Origin of the sequence: Flavobacterium salilacus subsp. salilacus, from assembly GCF_004634195.1 — a bacterium.
Taxonomy (GTDB): domain Bacteria; phylum Bacteroidota; class Bacteroidia; order Flavobacteriales; family Flavobacteriaceae; genus Flavobacterium; species Flavobacterium salilacus.
In genome coordinates this window covers 191,038-208,053 of sequence record NZ_SKBP01000004.1, presented here as the reverse complement: position 1 = coordinate 208,053, position 17,016 = coordinate 191,038, and the positions used below count along the sequence as shown (strand labels likewise).

17 protein-coding genes are annotated in these 17,016 nt (G+C 37.2%); 10 read left to right on the top strand and 7 right to left on the bottom strand.

Features of this window, described 5'->3' with window-relative positions:
* Positions 1-5: 5 nt before the first annotated feature.
* Positions 6-2,195 (bottom strand): ribonuclease R, encoded by a 2,190-nt coding sequence (rnr, locus tag E0W68_RS07035; protein WP_135218715.1) that lies wholly within the window; start codon positions 2,193-2,195, stop codon positions 6-8.
* 141 nt (positions 2,196-2,336) lie between these two features.
* Here rnr and E0W68_RS07030 point away from each other — a divergent pair, with 141 nt between their 5' ends.
* Together E0W68_RS07030 and rpiB are read left to right on the top strand one after the other, a co-directional pair.
* Complete coding sequence (locus E0W68_RS07030; protein WP_135218714.1) at positions 2,337-2,576, top strand: putative signal transducing protein; 240 nt, start codon at positions 2,337-2,339, stop codon at positions 2,574-2,576.
* A gap of 620 nt (positions 2,577-3,196) precedes the next feature.
* The gene (gene rpiB / locus E0W68_RS07025) at positions 3,197-3,628 is read left to right on the top strand and encodes a ribose 5-phosphate isomerase B (protein ID WP_135218713.1); all 432 of its coding nucleotides are present in this window, start codon (positions 3,197-3,199) and stop codon (positions 3,626-3,628) included.
* Between the two features lie 3 nt (positions 3,629-3,631).
* Here the strand turns inward: rpiB and E0W68_RS07020 are convergent, their stop codons facing one another.
* Entirely contained in the window at positions 3,632-4,216 is a 585-nt protein-coding gene (locus tag E0W68_RS07020) for a hypothetical protein (RefSeq protein WP_135218712.1), read from the bottom strand.
* Between the two features lie 23 nt (positions 4,217-4,239).
* Positions 4,240-5,268: a DUF2971 domain-containing protein gene (locus E0W68_RS07015; protein ID WP_135218711.1), complete on the bottom strand. Its 1,029-nt coding sequence runs from the start codon at positions 5,266-5,268 to the stop codon at positions 4,240-4,242.
* Between the two features lie 103 nt (positions 5,269-5,371).
* Here E0W68_RS07015 and E0W68_RS07010 point away from each other — a divergent pair, with 103 nt between their 5' ends.
* Positions 5,372-7,495 (top strand): Tex family protein, encoded by a 2,124-nt coding sequence (locus E0W68_RS07010; RefSeq protein ID WP_135218710.1) that lies wholly within the window; start codon positions 5,372-5,374, stop codon positions 7,493-7,495.
* A 180-nt stretch (positions 7,496-7,675) separates the two neighbouring features.
* Here E0W68_RS07010 and E0W68_RS07005 read toward each other — a convergent pair whose 3' ends face one another.
* The 4 genes from E0W68_RS07005 to E0W68_RS06990 form a co-directional block, all read right to left on the bottom strand.
* Positions 7,676-8,053, bottom strand: a complete 378-nt coding sequence (locus E0W68_RS07005) for a DUF1573 domain-containing protein (RefSeq protein WP_162845815.1) — start codon at positions 8,051-8,053, stop codon at positions 7,676-7,678.
* Complete coding sequence (locus tag E0W68_RS07000) at positions 8,043-8,897, bottom strand: TlpA family protein disulfide reductase (RefSeq protein ID WP_135218708.1); 855 nt, start codon at positions 8,895-8,897, stop codon at positions 8,043-8,045. Before E0W68_RS07000 ends, E0W68_RS07005 begins: the two co-directional genes overlap by 11 nt.
* Positions 8,897-9,511: a bacteriocin fulvocin C-related protein gene (locus E0W68_RS06995; RefSeq protein ID WP_135218707.1), complete on the bottom strand. Its 615-nt coding sequence runs from the start codon at positions 9,509-9,511 to the stop codon at positions 8,897-8,899. Before E0W68_RS06995 ends, E0W68_RS07000 begins: the two co-directional genes overlap by 1 nt.
* Positions 9,512-9,666: 155 nt before the next feature.
* Positions 9,667-9,876: a Sec-independent protein translocase subunit TatA/TatB gene (locus E0W68_RS06990; protein WP_135218706.1), complete on the bottom strand. Its 210-nt coding sequence runs from the start codon at positions 9,874-9,876 to the stop codon at positions 9,667-9,669.
* Positions 9,877-10,056: 180 nt separating this feature from the next.
* Here E0W68_RS06990 and E0W68_RS06985 point away from each other — a divergent pair, with 180 nt between their 5' ends.
* The 7 genes from E0W68_RS06985 (at position 10,057) to rfbB (ending at position 17,016) form a co-directional block, all read left to right on the top strand.
* Positions 10,057-10,926: a M23 family metallopeptidase gene (locus E0W68_RS06985; protein ID WP_135218705.1), complete on the top strand. Its 870-nt coding sequence runs from the start codon at positions 10,057-10,059 to the stop codon at positions 10,924-10,926.
* Positions 10,927-10,932: 6 nt separating this feature from the next.
* The gene (locus E0W68_RS06980) at positions 10,933-12,414 is read left to right on the top strand and encodes a GH3 family domain-containing protein (RefSeq protein ID WP_135218704.1); all 1,482 of its coding nucleotides are present in this window, start codon (positions 10,933-10,935) and stop codon (positions 12,412-12,414) included.
* 6 nt (positions 12,415-12,420) lie between these two features.
* A complete protein-coding gene (locus E0W68_RS06975; protein ID WP_135218703.1) occupies positions 12,421-12,609 on the top strand; it encodes a hypothetical protein in 189 nt (62 codons plus the stop codon).
* Complete coding sequence (locus E0W68_RS06970; RefSeq protein ID WP_135218702.1) at positions 12,609-13,247, top strand: HNH endonuclease; 639 nt, start codon at positions 12,609-12,611, stop codon at positions 13,245-13,247. Before E0W68_RS06975 ends, E0W68_RS06970 begins: the two co-directional genes overlap by 1 nt.
* 67 nt (positions 13,248-13,314) lie before the next feature.
* Entirely contained in the window at positions 13,315-15,000 is a 1,686-nt protein-coding gene (locus tag E0W68_RS06965) for a DUF6909 family protein (RefSeq protein WP_135218701.1), read from the top strand.
* 5 nt (positions 15,001-15,005) lie between these two features.
* Entirely contained in the window at positions 15,006-16,007 is a 1,002-nt protein-coding gene (locus tag E0W68_RS06960; RefSeq protein WP_135218700.1) for a hypothetical protein, read from the top strand.
* The gene (rfbB, locus tag E0W68_RS06955) at positions 16,000-17,016 is read left to right on the top strand and encodes a dTDP-glucose 4,6-dehydratase (protein WP_135218699.1); all 1,017 of its coding nucleotides are present in this window, start codon (positions 16,000-16,002) and stop codon (positions 17,014-17,016) included. The genes E0W68_RS06960 and rfbB overlap by 8 nt, the downstream gene beginning before the upstream one ends.

The window sequence follows — 17,016 nt, the reverse complement described above, 5'->3', positions numbered from 1 at the left end:
AAATTTTACTGCTTATCAATGGCTTTTCCTAAAAACTGGAAATCGAGTTGTTTTTTTACTAAATCGGCATTTTTAACTTTTACATATACCTCATCGCCAAGCTGTAACAGGTTATGAGTAACCTCGCCCACCAGTGCATACTGCTTATCATCAAAAGTGTAATAATCGTCTTTTATTTCGCGAATGCGACACATTCCTTCGCACTTGTTCGATACAATTTCTACATATATGCCCCACTCGGTCACACCGGATATTACACCCAAAAACTCTTCGTCTTTATGATCCAGCATATACTTAACCTGCATGTATTTAATGCTGTCGCGCTCGGCATTTACGGCAAGATATTCCATGCTGGAACAGTGGTTGCATTTTTCTTCATACACATCGGCATCTACCGATTTTCCTCCGTCCAGATAATATTGCAGCAGCCTGTGTGCCATAACATCGGGATATCGGCGTATGGGCGATGTAAAATGGGAATAATAATCGAAAGCCAAGCCGTAATGCCCTATGTTATCCGTAGAGTATTTGGCTTTGCTCATACTCCTTATTGCCAGGGTATCTACAAGGTTTTGTTCTTTTTTACCATGTGCATCTTCCATTAACTGGTTTAACGATTTGGATATGGAATCTTTTGTTTTAAAATTGAGGGTATATCCAAATTTTGCTATTACCGTTTGCAGGTTTATCAGCTTGTCAGTATCCGGTTCATCATGTATCCTGTACACATACGTTTTATTTTGTTTCCCTATGTATTCGGCTACTTTCCGGTTAGCAAGCAGCATAAATTCCTCTATCAGGTGGTTGGCATCTTTCGATTCTTTAAAGTAAACGCCTATAGGTTCGGAATTTTCGTTAAGGTTAAATTTTACTTCTACTTTATCAAAAGATATTGCGCCATTTGCCATACGTTTTTTACGCATTATTTTTGCCAGATTGTCCATTTTAAGCACTGCATCCCTAATGTCTTCGTTTACGGTATAATCTTCTCCTGTAAGCGAAATTTCGGCGGGTATGGTAAGGCTTTCCGTTTCTATAATATGTTGTGCTTCATCATAGGCAAAACGCTGATCGGAATAGATTACCGTACGCCCGAACCACTGGTTTTTAAGCTCTGCCTTATCATTCAGTTCAAAAATAGCCGAAAAGGTATATTTTTCTTCATTAGGTCGCAACGAACATGCAAAGTTAGACAGTACTTCGGGCAGCATAGGTACTACCCTATCTACCAGGTAAACAGATGTAGCACGGTTGTAAGCTTCCTCATCCAGTATAGTACCTTCCTGCAGGTAATGTGATACATCGGCAATGTGTATGCCTATTTCATAATTACCGTTTTCCAGCTTTTCAAATGACAGGGCGTCATCAAAATCTTTAGCATCACGCGGGTCTATGGTAAAAGTTAATGCTTTTCGCATATCGCGTCTGCGGGCAATTTCATCTTCGTGTATTTCGGTATCCAGCTTTTGGGCATATACCTCTACATCCACCGGAAAATCATAAGGCAACCCATATTCGGCAAGTATGGCATGTATCTCAGTATCATGTTCACCCGGTCTTCCCAGTACGCGTAATACCTCTCCAAAAGGGCTGTCTGCCTTGGCAGGCCAGTCTTCTATCTTAACCAGTACCACATCGCCGTTTTCGGCATTACCCAGTTTGTTTTTCGGGATAAAAATATCGGTGTACATTTTCGGGTTGGCGGTAGATACAAATGCAAAATTCTTTTGCACATCTATTACGCCCACAAATTCGGTTTTGGCTCTTTCCAGTATTTCTACCACTTCACCTTCGGGTCTTCTGCCCCTTCTTCTGTTGTATATATATACTTTAACCTTGTCGCCATCCAGGGCTTTGTTAAGGTTATTGGTAGGTACAAAAATATCATCTTCCAGTTCTGGCGATACAAAATAAGCAGTTCTTCTGCTTGTCATGTCTATAACTCCCTCTACATAGTCAGCTTTGGCAATCACTCTGTATTTCCCTCTTTCTGTTTCCTCTACCTTTTCTTTGGATGCCAAATATTTCAATTCCTTAATAATCTCATTTCTGCTTTGGGTATCGTTTAGTTCCAGTATAGCAGCAATTTGTTTATAGTTGAATGATTTGTTGGGATCTTTAGAAAGTATCTTGAAAATTTTGCGGGAAAAGTCCTTTTCCTTTTTCTCTGAGGGTCTTCCGTTCTTTTTAGTCATAAAAAAATTTAAATAATGTTGAAAATTACAAATAACTATGCTATTTACGATGGTATTTAATGAAATAATAACTTTTTTAAACCAGAATTAATTTACAAGAAATAACAAAAATGAGTATCTTTATAAGTATAACTTGCTCTTATGAAAGATTTTGTTACTGCCGCCACCTTTACTTATCCTCACGAAATTACCATCCTGAAACACTTATTAGCAGAAGCCGGTATTGCTTTTTTCTTCGAAAACGAAACTATGACTTCTATAGCACCCCTGTATTCGGCAGCGCTGGGAGGTATAAAACTAAAAGTACATCGTAACGATTTGGAAACCGTAAAAGCAATCCTCAAAAACTTTTCTTCGGAAAATAACCTTCGAATTGTATAAATCGGTTTTCAAAATTCAAAGTTGTTAACATTTATTAAATACATCAAAATAGATTTATTTAAATTTAAAAATAATGATGATGATGATAGCGTGTTGATAATGGGTAAAACTTTTTCTCTTTTTGTTGCAATGCTGATTTTCGACAAATTATACAAAATAATCAACAATGTTAATTTAATGTAAATAGCTGTAAAATAAACGTATTTAAATTTTAATTATGACTTATCAACAATCGTTAAGAACAAAAAATATATACGTTTGTTTGATAATTCACTACGCTGTTTTGTGTTGATAAGTAGTATTAAACGTTTCATAAAAAAATGTAAAAAACTAAAAACTTTGCTTGCTTTTTTAATTTAACTTTTCCTATGTAAAAAAATTGTTAACTAAGCCGAAAAATTTATAAATTTCGTTATGAACTTATTAACATAATTAGTGTATTTGTAACTTATTTATTTACAAACACTTCCATATTTTATCAACATATCATCATTTTAACATTTTTATTCATATATTATTAGTCCGGAACAGCTACAATAAAGATTACCAAGCTGAGTAATAGTATATTACTATTTGTTTGGTAAATTTGCACCCATAAACAACATAACACAACAACGAAAATGAAAATTTCAATAGGCAACGACCACGCCGGGCCCGACTACAAAAAAGCCATTGTAAAACATCTTGAAGAAAAAGGCATAACAGTTATTAACCACGGAACCGATACTTTTGACAGTGTGGACTATCCTGACTTTGTACACCCCGTAGCCGAAGATGTAGCCACTGGTATTGCCAATTTTGGTATTATCATCTGCGGGAGCGGTAACGGTGTGGCAATGACGGCAAACAAACACAAAGGCATAAGGGCTGCCCTGTGTTGGATAAAAGAAATTGCCGAGCTGGCACGCCGGCATAACGATGCTAATATAATAAGCATACCGGCACGCTACACCTCAATACAGCAGGCTATAGGTATGGTAGATGTTTTCCTGAATACTGAATTTGAAGGCGGACGCCACCAAAACAGGGTAGATAAAATAGCGTGTAAATAAAAGTTACAGTTTTTTTAGATAAGTAAGAATCCTCTTGAAAAAGGGGATTTTTTGTTTTTCAGGATGTGTATAAACATATATTTCAGTGTCAGCAATATTAAAATTATCGATATAATTTTTTGCTTCTGTTTTTACGCTATCTGCTATAGTATCAATAGTTACATCATCATAATAAGGATATTCATAATTCCCAAAATCAAAATCTTCCCATGTATACTGAAGTGATTGAAAAGGCATCAAAGCCTTTTTATAATTTGCATTAATACACAATTCTTTAAGTAGTTGTAGGTTTTTGCGGATTTCTTTGTTCTGTATTATTTCATTGGCATATAATAAAGCTAAAATATTTTCGGCTTCGTTAACATTAATTTTTTCTTCCAATTCTACTGCTCTGATTGCCCTGCTTACATAAGGTTTGATTTCAAATGAATCTATAGGTTCAGAAAAAGAAGCCAGCATTAGTATATCTTCGTGGGTACTGCTCTGTTCAACAAGATTAAGTGCCCATTCAATGGCATGGTTATAATCAAAATAATCTGTTGCCGTATGGTATTGAATGAGTTGAGTAAGTATATCTTGTCTGTTCATGCTTTAAGTATAACAGGTATAGTTTACATTGAAAGAATAAAATCGTTTATTTTAATTTCTAATTTTCCATTTATAAAATGCGAAGTAGCCCAAGCTACTTCCATATTTTTTTGTTCTTTAAAATAGTAGAGAATAAATACTTTTTCAGCTGTATGAAAAATCTCATCATAAATTTTATTAGCTAACCATTCTATTTCTGATTTCTTTATAATCGATTCGAGCATTATAGTAATAACTCCTTTTGACCTGTGTTTATAAAAATTTTGTTCAATTATTTCAAATGAAATATTTTTATTATTGGTAATAGAGGCAGGGATAAATTTTAAATAATCAATATCTTCTCCAAATGGGTTTGAAATTCTAGCGGCTTCAAATTTATAGGACTTATTAAGATGTTCTATTTGATAAAACTTAATATCTCGTCCTTTTAATCTTTTAAAAATTTCTGATTTATGGGTTTCAGACATTCTCAAACCAAAATAAATTGATTTCAATGCTTGATGATTATAAGACTGTTTTCCTGAATTATCAGTAATTATTCTATATTCTTGCTCGTATTCCCATCGTTTTGATTTGAAACCAGACAATTTACGAATAAGACTGTCATTTTTAATATTGACATCCGAGATAGTAACTTCTGGTGGGATTTTATTATATTTAACAGGAAAATGATAAACTTTTTCAGTTCTAAAAGTATTCAATAAGATATCTAAATCGTATTCTATACAGAAACCTTTATGTGAATTAGCATAGTGTGCCCAAAGCAATTCATCTAAATAATTTGTTGATAAAGAATAAATACCAATTCTTTTATTGAATGAAAGTAGATTTTCTAGAGCTTCATGTACCTTAAGCAATTTTTCGTGTGAATTCTTTCCGAAAAACCAACTAACAGATTTAGATTGCTTGATAAATTTCTCAGATTTGATAATAGTCTCCCAAGGATCATTGAGTTGATTTATATCAGAACCCCAAAAATAGTTTCTCTCAATAGAGCTTAAGTCTCTATTAAAATCATCATCACTGCCTCCTCTATATTTATATACCAACATCGAATTAAATTAAATTCCTAACTTACAAAAATTTTCTTAAAACTAAATTTTAAATATCACTCCCAAAATATCCCGTTATCTTTGTACTATTTAACAACAAAGCATGACAAACATTCAATATATAGCGGGCGTGGTAACTGCACCCGTAAAAAGCATAACTGCCACATTACAACTCCTTAATGAGGACTGCACCATACCCTTTATAGCTCGTTACCGTAAAGATACCACCGGCAACCTCGATGAGGTAGTTATAGAGCAAATAGCGAAGCTCAACCAAGCGTATGAGGCAATTATAAAGCGCAAAGAAGCCATACTAAAAAGCATCGAGGAGCAAAACGCCCTTACACCCGAATTGCAGGATAAAATTAATAACAGTTTCGACCTCACCGAGCTGGAAGACCTGTACCTGCCCTACAAAAAACGCCGAAAAACAAAAGCCGACACCGCACGCGAAAACGGGCTGGAACCGTTGGCAAAAATAATCATGGCACAAAACGCCGAGGATATCGACTATATAGCAGGCAAATACCTGAACGATAAAGTAGCTAATGAAGACGACGCACTACAGGGTGCGCGCGACATTATAGCCGAGTGGATAAACGAAAACATGTACATCCGAAAAAGCCTGCGCCGTATTTTTGGTCGCAAAGCGACCATTACCACCAAAGCCGTTAAAGATGCCGACCCCGAAAAAGCCCAAAAATTTTCGCAATACCTCGACTGGAGCGAAAACCTCACCAAAGCCCCGTCGCACCGCCTGCTTGCCATGCTCCGTGCCGAAGCCGAAGGCATCATCAAATTTAAAATAGAAGTGGATAACGATGAGGTACTCAGCCTTATGGAGCAAACCATCATCAAAAAACCGAACAAGGAAACCGCAGCACACCTGCAAAAAGCCATAGCCGACAGTTACAAACGCCTGCTTGCACCCGCCATTAGTAACGAGGTATTGCAGGAGGCAAAAGCCAAAGCTGATGCGGTGGCAATACAAGTATTCGCCGATAATTTAGGGCAGTTACTGCTCGCACCACCGTTGGGCGAAAAGCGCATACTGGCTATAGATCCCGGCTATCGTTCGGGGTGTAAAGTAGTATGCCTTGACGAGCAGGGCAATTTGCTGTATAACGAAACCATATTTCCGCACCCGCCACAAAAAGAGTCGGCAACAGCCATGAAAAAAATCCGTTCAATGGTCAATGCCTACAAAGTAGAGGCAATATCCATAGGTAACGGCACCGCAAGCCGAGAAACGGAGCATTTTATCAAAAAAATAGCATGGGATTTGCCACCACAGGTATTTATGGTAAGCGAGGCAGGCGCATCGGTATATTCCGCATCAAAAATAGCCCGCGCCGAGTTCCCTAATTACGATGTAACCGTTAGGGGAGCGGTATCAATAGGGCGCAGGCTCAGCGACCCGCTTGCCGAACTGGTAAAAATAGAACCCAAAGCCATAGGCGTAGGGCAGTACCAGCACGATGTGGACCAAACCAAACTTAAAGAAGAACTCGATACCGTAGTAATGCGCTGCGTGAACGCGGTAGGGGTAAACCTGAATACCGCCAGTGGCGCATTGTTAAGCTATGTATCGGGCATAGGGGAGAAGCTCGCCGAGAACATTGTAAACTACCGTAGCGAAAACGGTGCTTTTGACGACCGTAAGCAACTGAAAAAAGTACCCCGACTGGGCGAAAAAGCCTACCAGCAGGCAGCAGCCTTTGTGCGCATACCCAATGCTAAAAATCCGTTGGATAACAGTGCGGTACACCCCGAAGCCTACGCGATAGTCGAAAAAATGGCAAAAGACCTGAAACTGAAAACAGCCGATTTAATTTCGAATAAGGAAGCGATTGCCAAAATAAACCCATCAACTTATGCTACCGAACAGGTAGGGGTACTGGTACTGAAAGACATACTGAAAGAACTTGAAAAACCGGGACTCGACCCGCGCAAGGCTGCTAAAATGTTTGAGTTTGACCCGAATGTAAAATCAATTACCGACCTGCATATCGGCATGATACTGCCCGGTATTGTGAATAACATTACCAACTTTGGCTGTTTTGTAGATGTTGGCATTAAAGAAAGCGGACTGGTACACATCTCTCAACTGAAAGAAGGCTTTGTAAGCGATGTAAATGAAGTGGTTAAACTGCACCAGCACGTTACCGTAAAAGTTATTGAAGTAGATGAAGTGCGGAAACGTGTAGCGTTGAGTATGGTTATTTAAAGGTTGATTTGAGAGTTTGTTTATTCGTTGATATGTTATTACTTCGTCATTGCGAGCGTAATGAAATGGAGCGTGGCAAACTTTTATGGATTGCTTCGTCATGCTTCCTCGCAATGGCAAACCATTAAAAAACCCATAGCCTGCTATGGGGGTTAATAAAAACTAAAAAAGTACTTCGTTTTATTCGATAACATTGCCTTTTAAATATAAGGCAGTATATGGAGGGTTTGTATTAGCTTCAATTACTATTGAGTTTGATACAGAACCTGTTTCTTCTTTTTTTGGATGGTATGAAACTTCTATTTCTGCATAGTTCCCTTTTTTAACTATTGAATCTGATAGAATAGCACCAGTGCATCCACAGCTTGTTCCTATTTCTGATATCTTTAGTGGGATTTCAGAAGTATTATATATTTTGAAAATTTTTATGACTGTATCTTTAGATGATATTGTTCCAAAATCTATTTCTTTTTCAAATTCAATTGTTGCAAATTCCGTTTTTTTATCACAGGAAAGAAACATAATAGTTATCACGAAAAGTAAAATGTTATTTCTCATTTTTGAGGTCATTAATTAATCGATCCAAATTTTTATAAATATCAAATGTTCTTGTGTTTAAAGAACCAACATATCTTGGTTTTAGATTCTTATCTATGATTATATATTTAGGTATAAGAGTGATATTCAATTTTTTTTGTACATCTTCACCAGCATATAATTTACTGAATGAATAGGGGTTTGTGTATTTTTCTATTTCTTCTCGTTTATCCCTTTTTAAAGGCAAGTTTACACTAAAAAACTTAACGTTTTTATCATCAGAGTATTTTTTAGTTACAGCATCAAATTTTGGAAATTCAGAGATACATATTCCGCATGAAGAACTCCATATATCCAGTATTAGTACTTTTCCCTCAAAATCTTCTATGTTTATTTTTTCTCCAAATTCATTATAAAGCTCCAAGTCGGTTAGTTGTTTATCTAAAATTGGATTATTTGTTTCTGAATTCAAGTAATTGTAATAGTTGGGAACTAACGCGGTTAATATTCCAAATGCAATTACTAATATAAAACTATATCTTATGATAACTTGTTTAGATTTTTTGTATAAAAGAAAAGCAAGTATAATACTTATAGCAGTTATTATAACAAGAGGATAGCCCATAAATCCGTCATAAAAAAATGACCCTATAAAAGCAGATAATAACATCGTAGGATATATACCAAAAATTGATAAATATCCAATCCATTTTTTATTAAAAGGATTTACTCTTAAAAGATATATACCTCCTAATAAATATAGTAATGGTACTGCAAAAAAACTTATTGTTAAATCAACAGCACCACTTAGTAAAGCTGCGGTATTTAAAATACCGCAACTAAGTAAATAAATTCCTTTTTTCATTAAAAATCTGTATATGAGCAAATACCATTACATTCCCATAAAAACATGAAACCACATCCCCTGCTTTTTTTCTTACATACTCTTTCATCACAATGGTTAGATGCTCCACAGCCAAACATTGATCCTTGATTACAATTACATTTTTTCTTAGCTGAGCCTAATGATGGAGTATAGCCATAAAAAAGATTTTCGACTTTTGAGGTAGGCATTACATCATCTACCCTATCTAAAAAATCAGGAACAAAAATATTTTTAAAATATTCTTGTTTATCATTAGTAATATCTTCAAAAACATCAACATCTATCGCAGCTTTTACTTCTTCAATTAAATTTATTTCTGCGGTACTTAACTCACGGTCTTCTACAATAAAATCAGATAATTTAGTTTGCCAATAAACTAATTTTTCTGATGCGTTTAAAAGAAGATAAGCAGTTCTTTCAGCATCTTCTAAATCCGTAGTGTCACTTTTAGTTTGAAAATTTGGATTTTCTCTAATGTTTAAAACGGACTCCACTTTCAAGGCATCAGCATTTTGAGAATTTGAGTTGTCATCTTTAGAACAACCAACTAAAAATACAGTAGCAGAAAATGCTACAAAAAGAAATTTTTTCATTGAATGGGTTTTTAAAAAATTAATAAATTTTAGTATTCAAATATACTTTATGTTAAGTAAAATAAAATACCCAAGAGTAGGTGTTTTTAAATTATTATAATCAAAAAAACCCATAGCAAGGCTATGGGTTTTTTATATAAAACTCAAAATAGTTATTACAGTTTATTCTCTTCTTGTTGTTTTTTAGAAGTTTGGTGTTGCTGGTCGTCATCCTTCGCAGCATTTTTAAATTCCTTAATACCGGAACCAAGCCCTTTCATCAATTCAGGAATTTTTTTACCCCCAAATAACAACACGATTAGCACAACCACAATAGCTATTTGCCATGGCCCAACTACTCCTAAAAAAAATGTTAATGCATTCATAATGATAGAATATATATTTCGTTACAAAGTTAATCATAAATTATTTACTGCAATTATTTACGACAATTATTTGGATATGGTTTGCGTTAAATAAAATAAAAACCCGTTTCTATGCTTTTCATGCCCATACCATTTCATTCTCCTGCAGAGATTAGTATATTTGTCAATTAAACTGTTACAATGGCAAAGAAGAGGCTAAAAAGGCAGGTAATCAAAAAAAAGCTGTTCAACAAGAGCCGCTTGGTTATACTGGATGAGGATAATTTTGAAGAAAAATTTTCCCTCAAGCTCAACCTTATGAATGTGTTTGTGGTAATCACAATAGTAAGTATTATCATGATAACACTCACCACCTACATTATTGCATTTACCCCATTGCGCGAATACATACCCGGATATGCCAGCACCCAGCTAAAGCGCGAAGCAACATTAAATGCTATAAAAACCGACTCGCTGCTTGAAGAGTTAGAATCGAATCAGGCATACATAGCCTCAATAAAAAAAGTACTTACAGGCGATTTGGAGTTAACCAAGCTTAGCCGGGATTCTATTTATGTGCCCGAACAGAAAGAAACCCCGCATATAGATGTAAACCCTACCGAAGCCGAGGTTAAACTCATAGAACAGGTAGCGCTGGAAGACAAGTATAACCTTTTTGAAGGCGCAAAACCACGTGTCAGCCTCGTACTGTTTTCGCCTGCCAAAGGGCATATTACAGAACCGTACAGTTCTAAAAACAAACATTTTGCTGTAGATATTGCGCTGGCAAAAGACACCCCTATAAAATCTGTTGCTGCGGGTACAGTGCTTTTTGCCGACTGGACGCCTACCAACGGCAATGTTATTATAGTGCGCCATAACGACGGTATCATATCAGTATATAAACACGCTGCCTCATTAACCAAAGAGCAGGGCGATTTAGTCCGCTCCGGCGAAGTTATAGCCCTTGCAGGCTCTACAGGAAATCAATCTACCGGTGTACACCTGCATTTTGAACTATGGAAAGACGGTTACCCTATAAACCCAACTCAGTATATTGACTTTGAATAACAACCTATGTCGTTAAAATCATTTGCCGCAAAAATATTCGCCCGTAAAGTATATAACGATACACAAAAATGGGCAAACAAGCCCGTAGCAGCCCAGCACAAGGTTTTCAATCAGTTGGTGGCAAAAGCTAAGGATACCGCATTTGGCAAAGACCATAACTTTAGTACCATAAACAATCATACCGATTTTACAACCCGCGTACCGGTACGCGATTATGAAGACCTGAAACCTTACATAGAGCGTGTTGTAAAAGGCGAAGCCGATGTACTGTGGGCAGGCAAGCCCATATATTTTGCCAAAACATCAGGAACAACATCCGGGGCAAAATATATACCGCTTACTAAGGAGTCGATGCCCTACCATATCGAGGCAGCACGCAATGCCATACTGCTGTACATTCACGAAACAGGCAAAGCCGATTTTGTAGATGGCAAAATGATATTCCTGCAAGGCAGCCCCGTGCTTGAGGAGAAAAACGGCATCAAATTCGGGAGGCTTAGCGGTATAGTGGCGCACTACGTGCCGGGTTACCTGCAACGCAACCGCATGCCCAGTTGGGAAACCAATATTATAGACGATTGGGAAACCAAAGTAGATGCTATTGTAGCCGAAACCTTTACAGAGGATATGAGCGTAATATCGGGCATACCCTCGTGGGTGCAAATGTATTTTGAACGTTTACAGCAAAAGGGCAATAAAAAAGTAGGCGATATCTTTAAAAACTTCAGCCTGTTTATATACGGCGGGGTTAATTATGAACCCTACCGCGCCAAGTTTGAAAACCTGATTGGGCGAAAGGTTGACAGCATAGAGCTTTTCCCCGCTTCCGAAGGATTTTTTGCCTATCAGGACAAGCAGGGCGAAAAAGGAATGCTGCTCCTGCTCAACTCCGGTATCTTTTATGAGTTTATAAAATCAGATGAATTTTTTACCGAAAACCCGCGCCGTTACACCATAGGCGAGGTAGAGCAGGGCGTAAATTATGTTTTGATTATTTCTACCAATGCCGGATTGTGGGCATACAATACCGGTGATACTGTCGCGTTTACTTCCCTGAGTCCCTACCGGGTTATTGTTACAGGCAGGATAAAACATTTTATTTCCGCCTTTGGCGAGCACGTTATTGGCAAAGAGGTAGAAAGTGCCCTGAATGAAGCAATGGAAGGAACAGAGATTAGGGTTAACGAGTTTACCGTAGCTCCGCAAATAAACCCCGACAGTGGACTGCCGTATCACGAGTGGTTTATAGAGTTTGAAAACGAACCGCAGGATATAGAGGCATTTGCCCTGAAAATAGACAATGCCATGCGCAACCAGAATGTATATTATGACGATCTTATAAGCGGTAATATACTCCGCACGGTAGTAATAACCAAAGTGAGTAAAAACGGTTTTCAGGAATACATGAAATCCATAGGCAAGCTGGGCGGGCAAAACAAGCTGCCCCGCCTTAGCAACGACAGGAAAATTGCGGATGCATTAAGGTAATATAAAATGGAAGCAATAAGGGTAGGAGTATGTAAGCATACAGGTAAGAAAGTTTTACAGATAAAAGATAATGATAGTGATAACGCTATTGATGAAAAAGGTTGGCTTTGCTTACATGAAGATTCTGAAGAAGAAGAAATATCAAGTATCATTAAACATATATATTTAATTGATTTACCAATCGAGTCGAACTAATGACAAAAGTTGAAGCAATACAAGAAGTTCTAAAAGATAATGGAGGAGTTGCTGTCTGGAATATTCTTTATAATCAATTAGAGAAGCATTATCCAAAAATAAAATCCTCTAAAGAATGGAAGGCTGGGGTTAGAGGTGTACTATATAGAGAACTAGGTAAAAAGTTTAAAATGATTGATGTAGGCTTAATAGCTCTAATTGACTACGATGAAACTAAACTTTTACTTGATGATGATATAGATAGAGGAGATACATCTAAGATTATTCAGAGTAAAATTAGAATAGGTCAGGAGAAATTCCGTTTAATGTTGATTAAACAATTAAGAAAATGCCCTATTACAGGGATTGATGAAAAGCGAATATTGAATGCAAGCCATATAAAACCGTGGGCTTTATCTACAAACTTCGAAAGATTAGATATTAATAATGGGTTTATATTTAGCCCCACAATAGATAAATTATTTGATACAGGTTTAATAACTTTTGAAAACAATAAGGAGTTGATCATTTCTTCTTCGCTATCAGAAAAGAATATAAACTATATAGGAATTGAAAAAGGCAAAAAATATTTAAAGTTGCCAACGGAAGATAGATTAAAATATTTAGACTACCATAGACAAAACATTTTTATAGAATAATCATGTTTCTGACTTAAAGAGACTAAAAATAAAAAATCCTACATTTGCGGGTAAAATAGTAATGAAAATGCAAAAATTTAAAAGTATATCACGCACACGGGCACAGGAATCTTCTGCAGCTATAGAGCGGCTGTACATAACCATGCGTCACCTTTTTAACCGAGGGTTTTACAAACCCATGGGGGTATCGGGCGAAACACTCAGGGAAGCATTATTGCAGCTCCGCCCGGAGATATACGGCTCTATAGCCGAAGAAAAAGCCGAACTTAACGGGCTGCTGTATGTTATAGAGCGTTTGCCTATAGGTATAGAAGAATGCCGTTTCATCAACCTTACTTCGGATGAAGGATATTCAAAATCGCACTTTCAGGCAATAGTACCACCCAAAAGAAGAAGAAACTGCTACCGTATAGATGAGGAGCAGATGAATGTAGATATTACACGAGGCCGATCGGATATATACGATATACTTACGCACCTTACCTTTATATTTATAGAATCGCACAAAATAAAAAACCGCGTATTGCTGGATGAGGGCGGAGAAATGACTCGCGACTGGCAAAAGCTGGAGCAGGTAATACTGCAAAACAAAAAACTGAACCTTGTAGAACGCGAAAAGGCTATTTCGCACGTATCGAATATATTGGGACGCACGTTTGCAGAAGTTACTGATATTTATGATGCTTTTGGCAATGCCAATATTCCTGACAGGTTTTTGCATGTAATTTATTGGTTGGGCAAACTGGCTATAGATGAAGCTTTGGGCGGAACTAAACGTACCATAACCTTTAGCCCTATATTACGCGAAAGACTGGGGCATCACATACACGGCGAAATATGGGCAGACAACATAAAGTCGGTATTAAAGCAAAACGGACTGCTGGAAAGACCCATACACGTTATAAGCGCCAATATGCACAGCGTAATGAACTCCATATTTGCGCCCTTTGTGCTTACGGCAAAATATAAAGACAAGCCGGATTTTACCATTTATGAAGAGCTAAGCAAATCGGGTAATACAGACAGGGACAAAGTAGAAAAACACGCCCTTAAAAACGGGATGATTTTTGTGCCCGATACATCGGGTACCAATATAGATGTACAAATATTCGATTCCGCTAAGATTGATTTCTCAAAAACGGCATTCTCCACCGCACAATTATCCGAAGATAAACCGGTTATTATTGTAATGGATTATGCTTTTGGCGAGCAGGCTTATGAAACAATAGACGAGTTACTGAAACCGTATAAAGAAGATACTGCTAAAACATTACTTAATGTGGCATCGGTATCTATAATGGGTAAAGCAGGTATCTTGGAAGGGAATAAAGGCGATATTATGATACCTTCGGCACATATAAATGAGGGTACAGGCGATAACTACCCGTTTAATAACGAACTGAAAGCCGAAATGTTTGAAGGGCAGGGCATACCTGTATATAGCGGCTCTATGGTAACCGTATTGGGTACTTCGCTTCAAAATAAAGATCTGCTCAAGTTTTTCCATAAATCTACCTGGGGTGTTATAGGGCTGGAAATGGAAGGGGCTTATTACCAGAAGGCCATACAATCGGCATCTAAAATCAGGAAAAGTATAAACCCCGATGTAAAAGTACGCTATGCCTACTATGCATCCGATAACCCGCTGGAAACAGGCAGTACGTTGGCTTCGGGCGGACTGGGCACTACAGGTGTAAAACCAACCTATTTGATAACCATAAAAATTTTAGAACAACTTTTTAACTGTAAATAAAACCAATGGCAAACCAAACCCACAATACCAGCGAGGACATAGATTTGACTTCGGTATCCGGTAAAATTAAAGAATACATAAACCGTATAAATGATTGGTTTTTTGATTGGATATTATTTTTAAAACGTAATATTATATTAGTAGCAATAATTATTATTGTCGGTGCAGCGCTGGGCTACTATATGGATAGCGGTAAGCGAGTTTATGAGCATAGGATAGTTGCCATACCTAATTTTGGCAGTATAGACTATTTGTATGATAACGTGGAGATGATAAATGAAAAGATAAAAGAAAATGACAAAGAGTTTTTAAGCAGCATCGGTTTAAATGGCGAATTGTCTATTGGAAGCATCAAAGTAGAACCCATAGTAGAGATATACGACTTTATTAACGATGATAATGATGAGGGGCAGAAAAAAGTTCAGGTATTCAGGCTTATGGCAGAAAATGATAATATGGAGGATGTACTGGAGGCTATGCCTACCGCCAGAAACTATACCAAGCACCTGATTACCCTATATACTTCGGGGACAACAAAACAGGAAACAACGGTAGATCCGATAATGAAATATTTAAATTCAGATACTTATTTTCTGAAAGTTAAAGAAGAGTATATTAAAAGCCTTGAACAAGAAATTGCGGCAAACGACAGCACTATCAATAACATAGATGCTTTGCTTACGGGTTATTCTGTTAACGGGCGAAAAACTCCCGATGGCAACCAAATGTATCATAGCGATAATACCCAACTTGATGAGGTTATAGTGCTTAAAAATAAACTTTTAAAGAAGCAAAACCAAAATAGGGTAAACAGTATAAATTACAATAGCATTATCAGTCAAAACAGCGTAGTGCTGAATGTAAGAAAAGACAGTATTACCACAGGAAAAATGAAATTCATAGTTCCTTTTATCTTCGTGTTCTTTATATTTATTCCTATTGCCATGTTTAAAGGATACTACAGAAGGCAGATAAACAAACGAAAAATTATTATTACCAATGAATAAAGCGATACTGATAACAGGAGGCGCGGGGTTTATAGGCTCTAATTTTATTGTGCATTTTCTTGCATCAAACCCCGATTATTTTTTGGTAAACCTCGATTTGCTCACCTATGCGGGTACACTGGATAACCTTACAGAAATTGAAAGTAACCCGAATTATAAATTTGTACAAGGCGATATTTGCGACAGGACTTTTTTGCAGGAACTGTTTGCAGCACACGATTTTAAAGGCGTGATACACTTTGCTGCCGAGTCGCATGTAGATAACTCCATTTCAGGACCTGAGGCATTTATAAAAACCAATGTATTGGGTACTTTTAACCTGCTGGAAACCGCAAGGCAGCATTGGATGGATGCTCCCAACAAATATAAGGCAGGGTACGAAGACTGCCGTTTCCACCACATTTCAACCGATGAGGTATATGGTACACTGGGCGAAACAGGCTTGTTTACCGAGAAGACTCCGTATGCGCCCAACAGTCCTTACAGCGCCTCTAAGGCATCGTCAGATATGGTAGTGCGCAGCTACTTCCATACCTATGGTATGAATGTAGTAACCACCAACTGCTCTAATAACTACGGACCAAAACAGCATCAGGAAAAACTGATACCAACTATTATCAGAAAAGCAATATCAGGAGAAAATATCCCTATTTATGGCGATGGTAAAAACGTGCGCGACTGGTTGTACGTGTTAGACCACTGTACAGGTATAGAGCTGGTGTATAAAAAAGGCAGGGCAGGCGAAACCTACAACATAGGAGGCAGGAATGAACGCAATAACCTATATATTGCCAACAAGATATGTGAATTGCTCGACACAATGCACCCCAAGGCACAAGGTAACTATAAAGACCAGATTACGTTTGTGACGGACAGACCGGGGCACGATCTGCGTTATGCCATAGATGCCACAAAAATAGAAAACGAATTGGGCTGGAAAGCCAATGAAAATTTTGAAACAGGAATTGTAAAAACCATACTATGGTATTTGCAGAAACTAACAAAATAA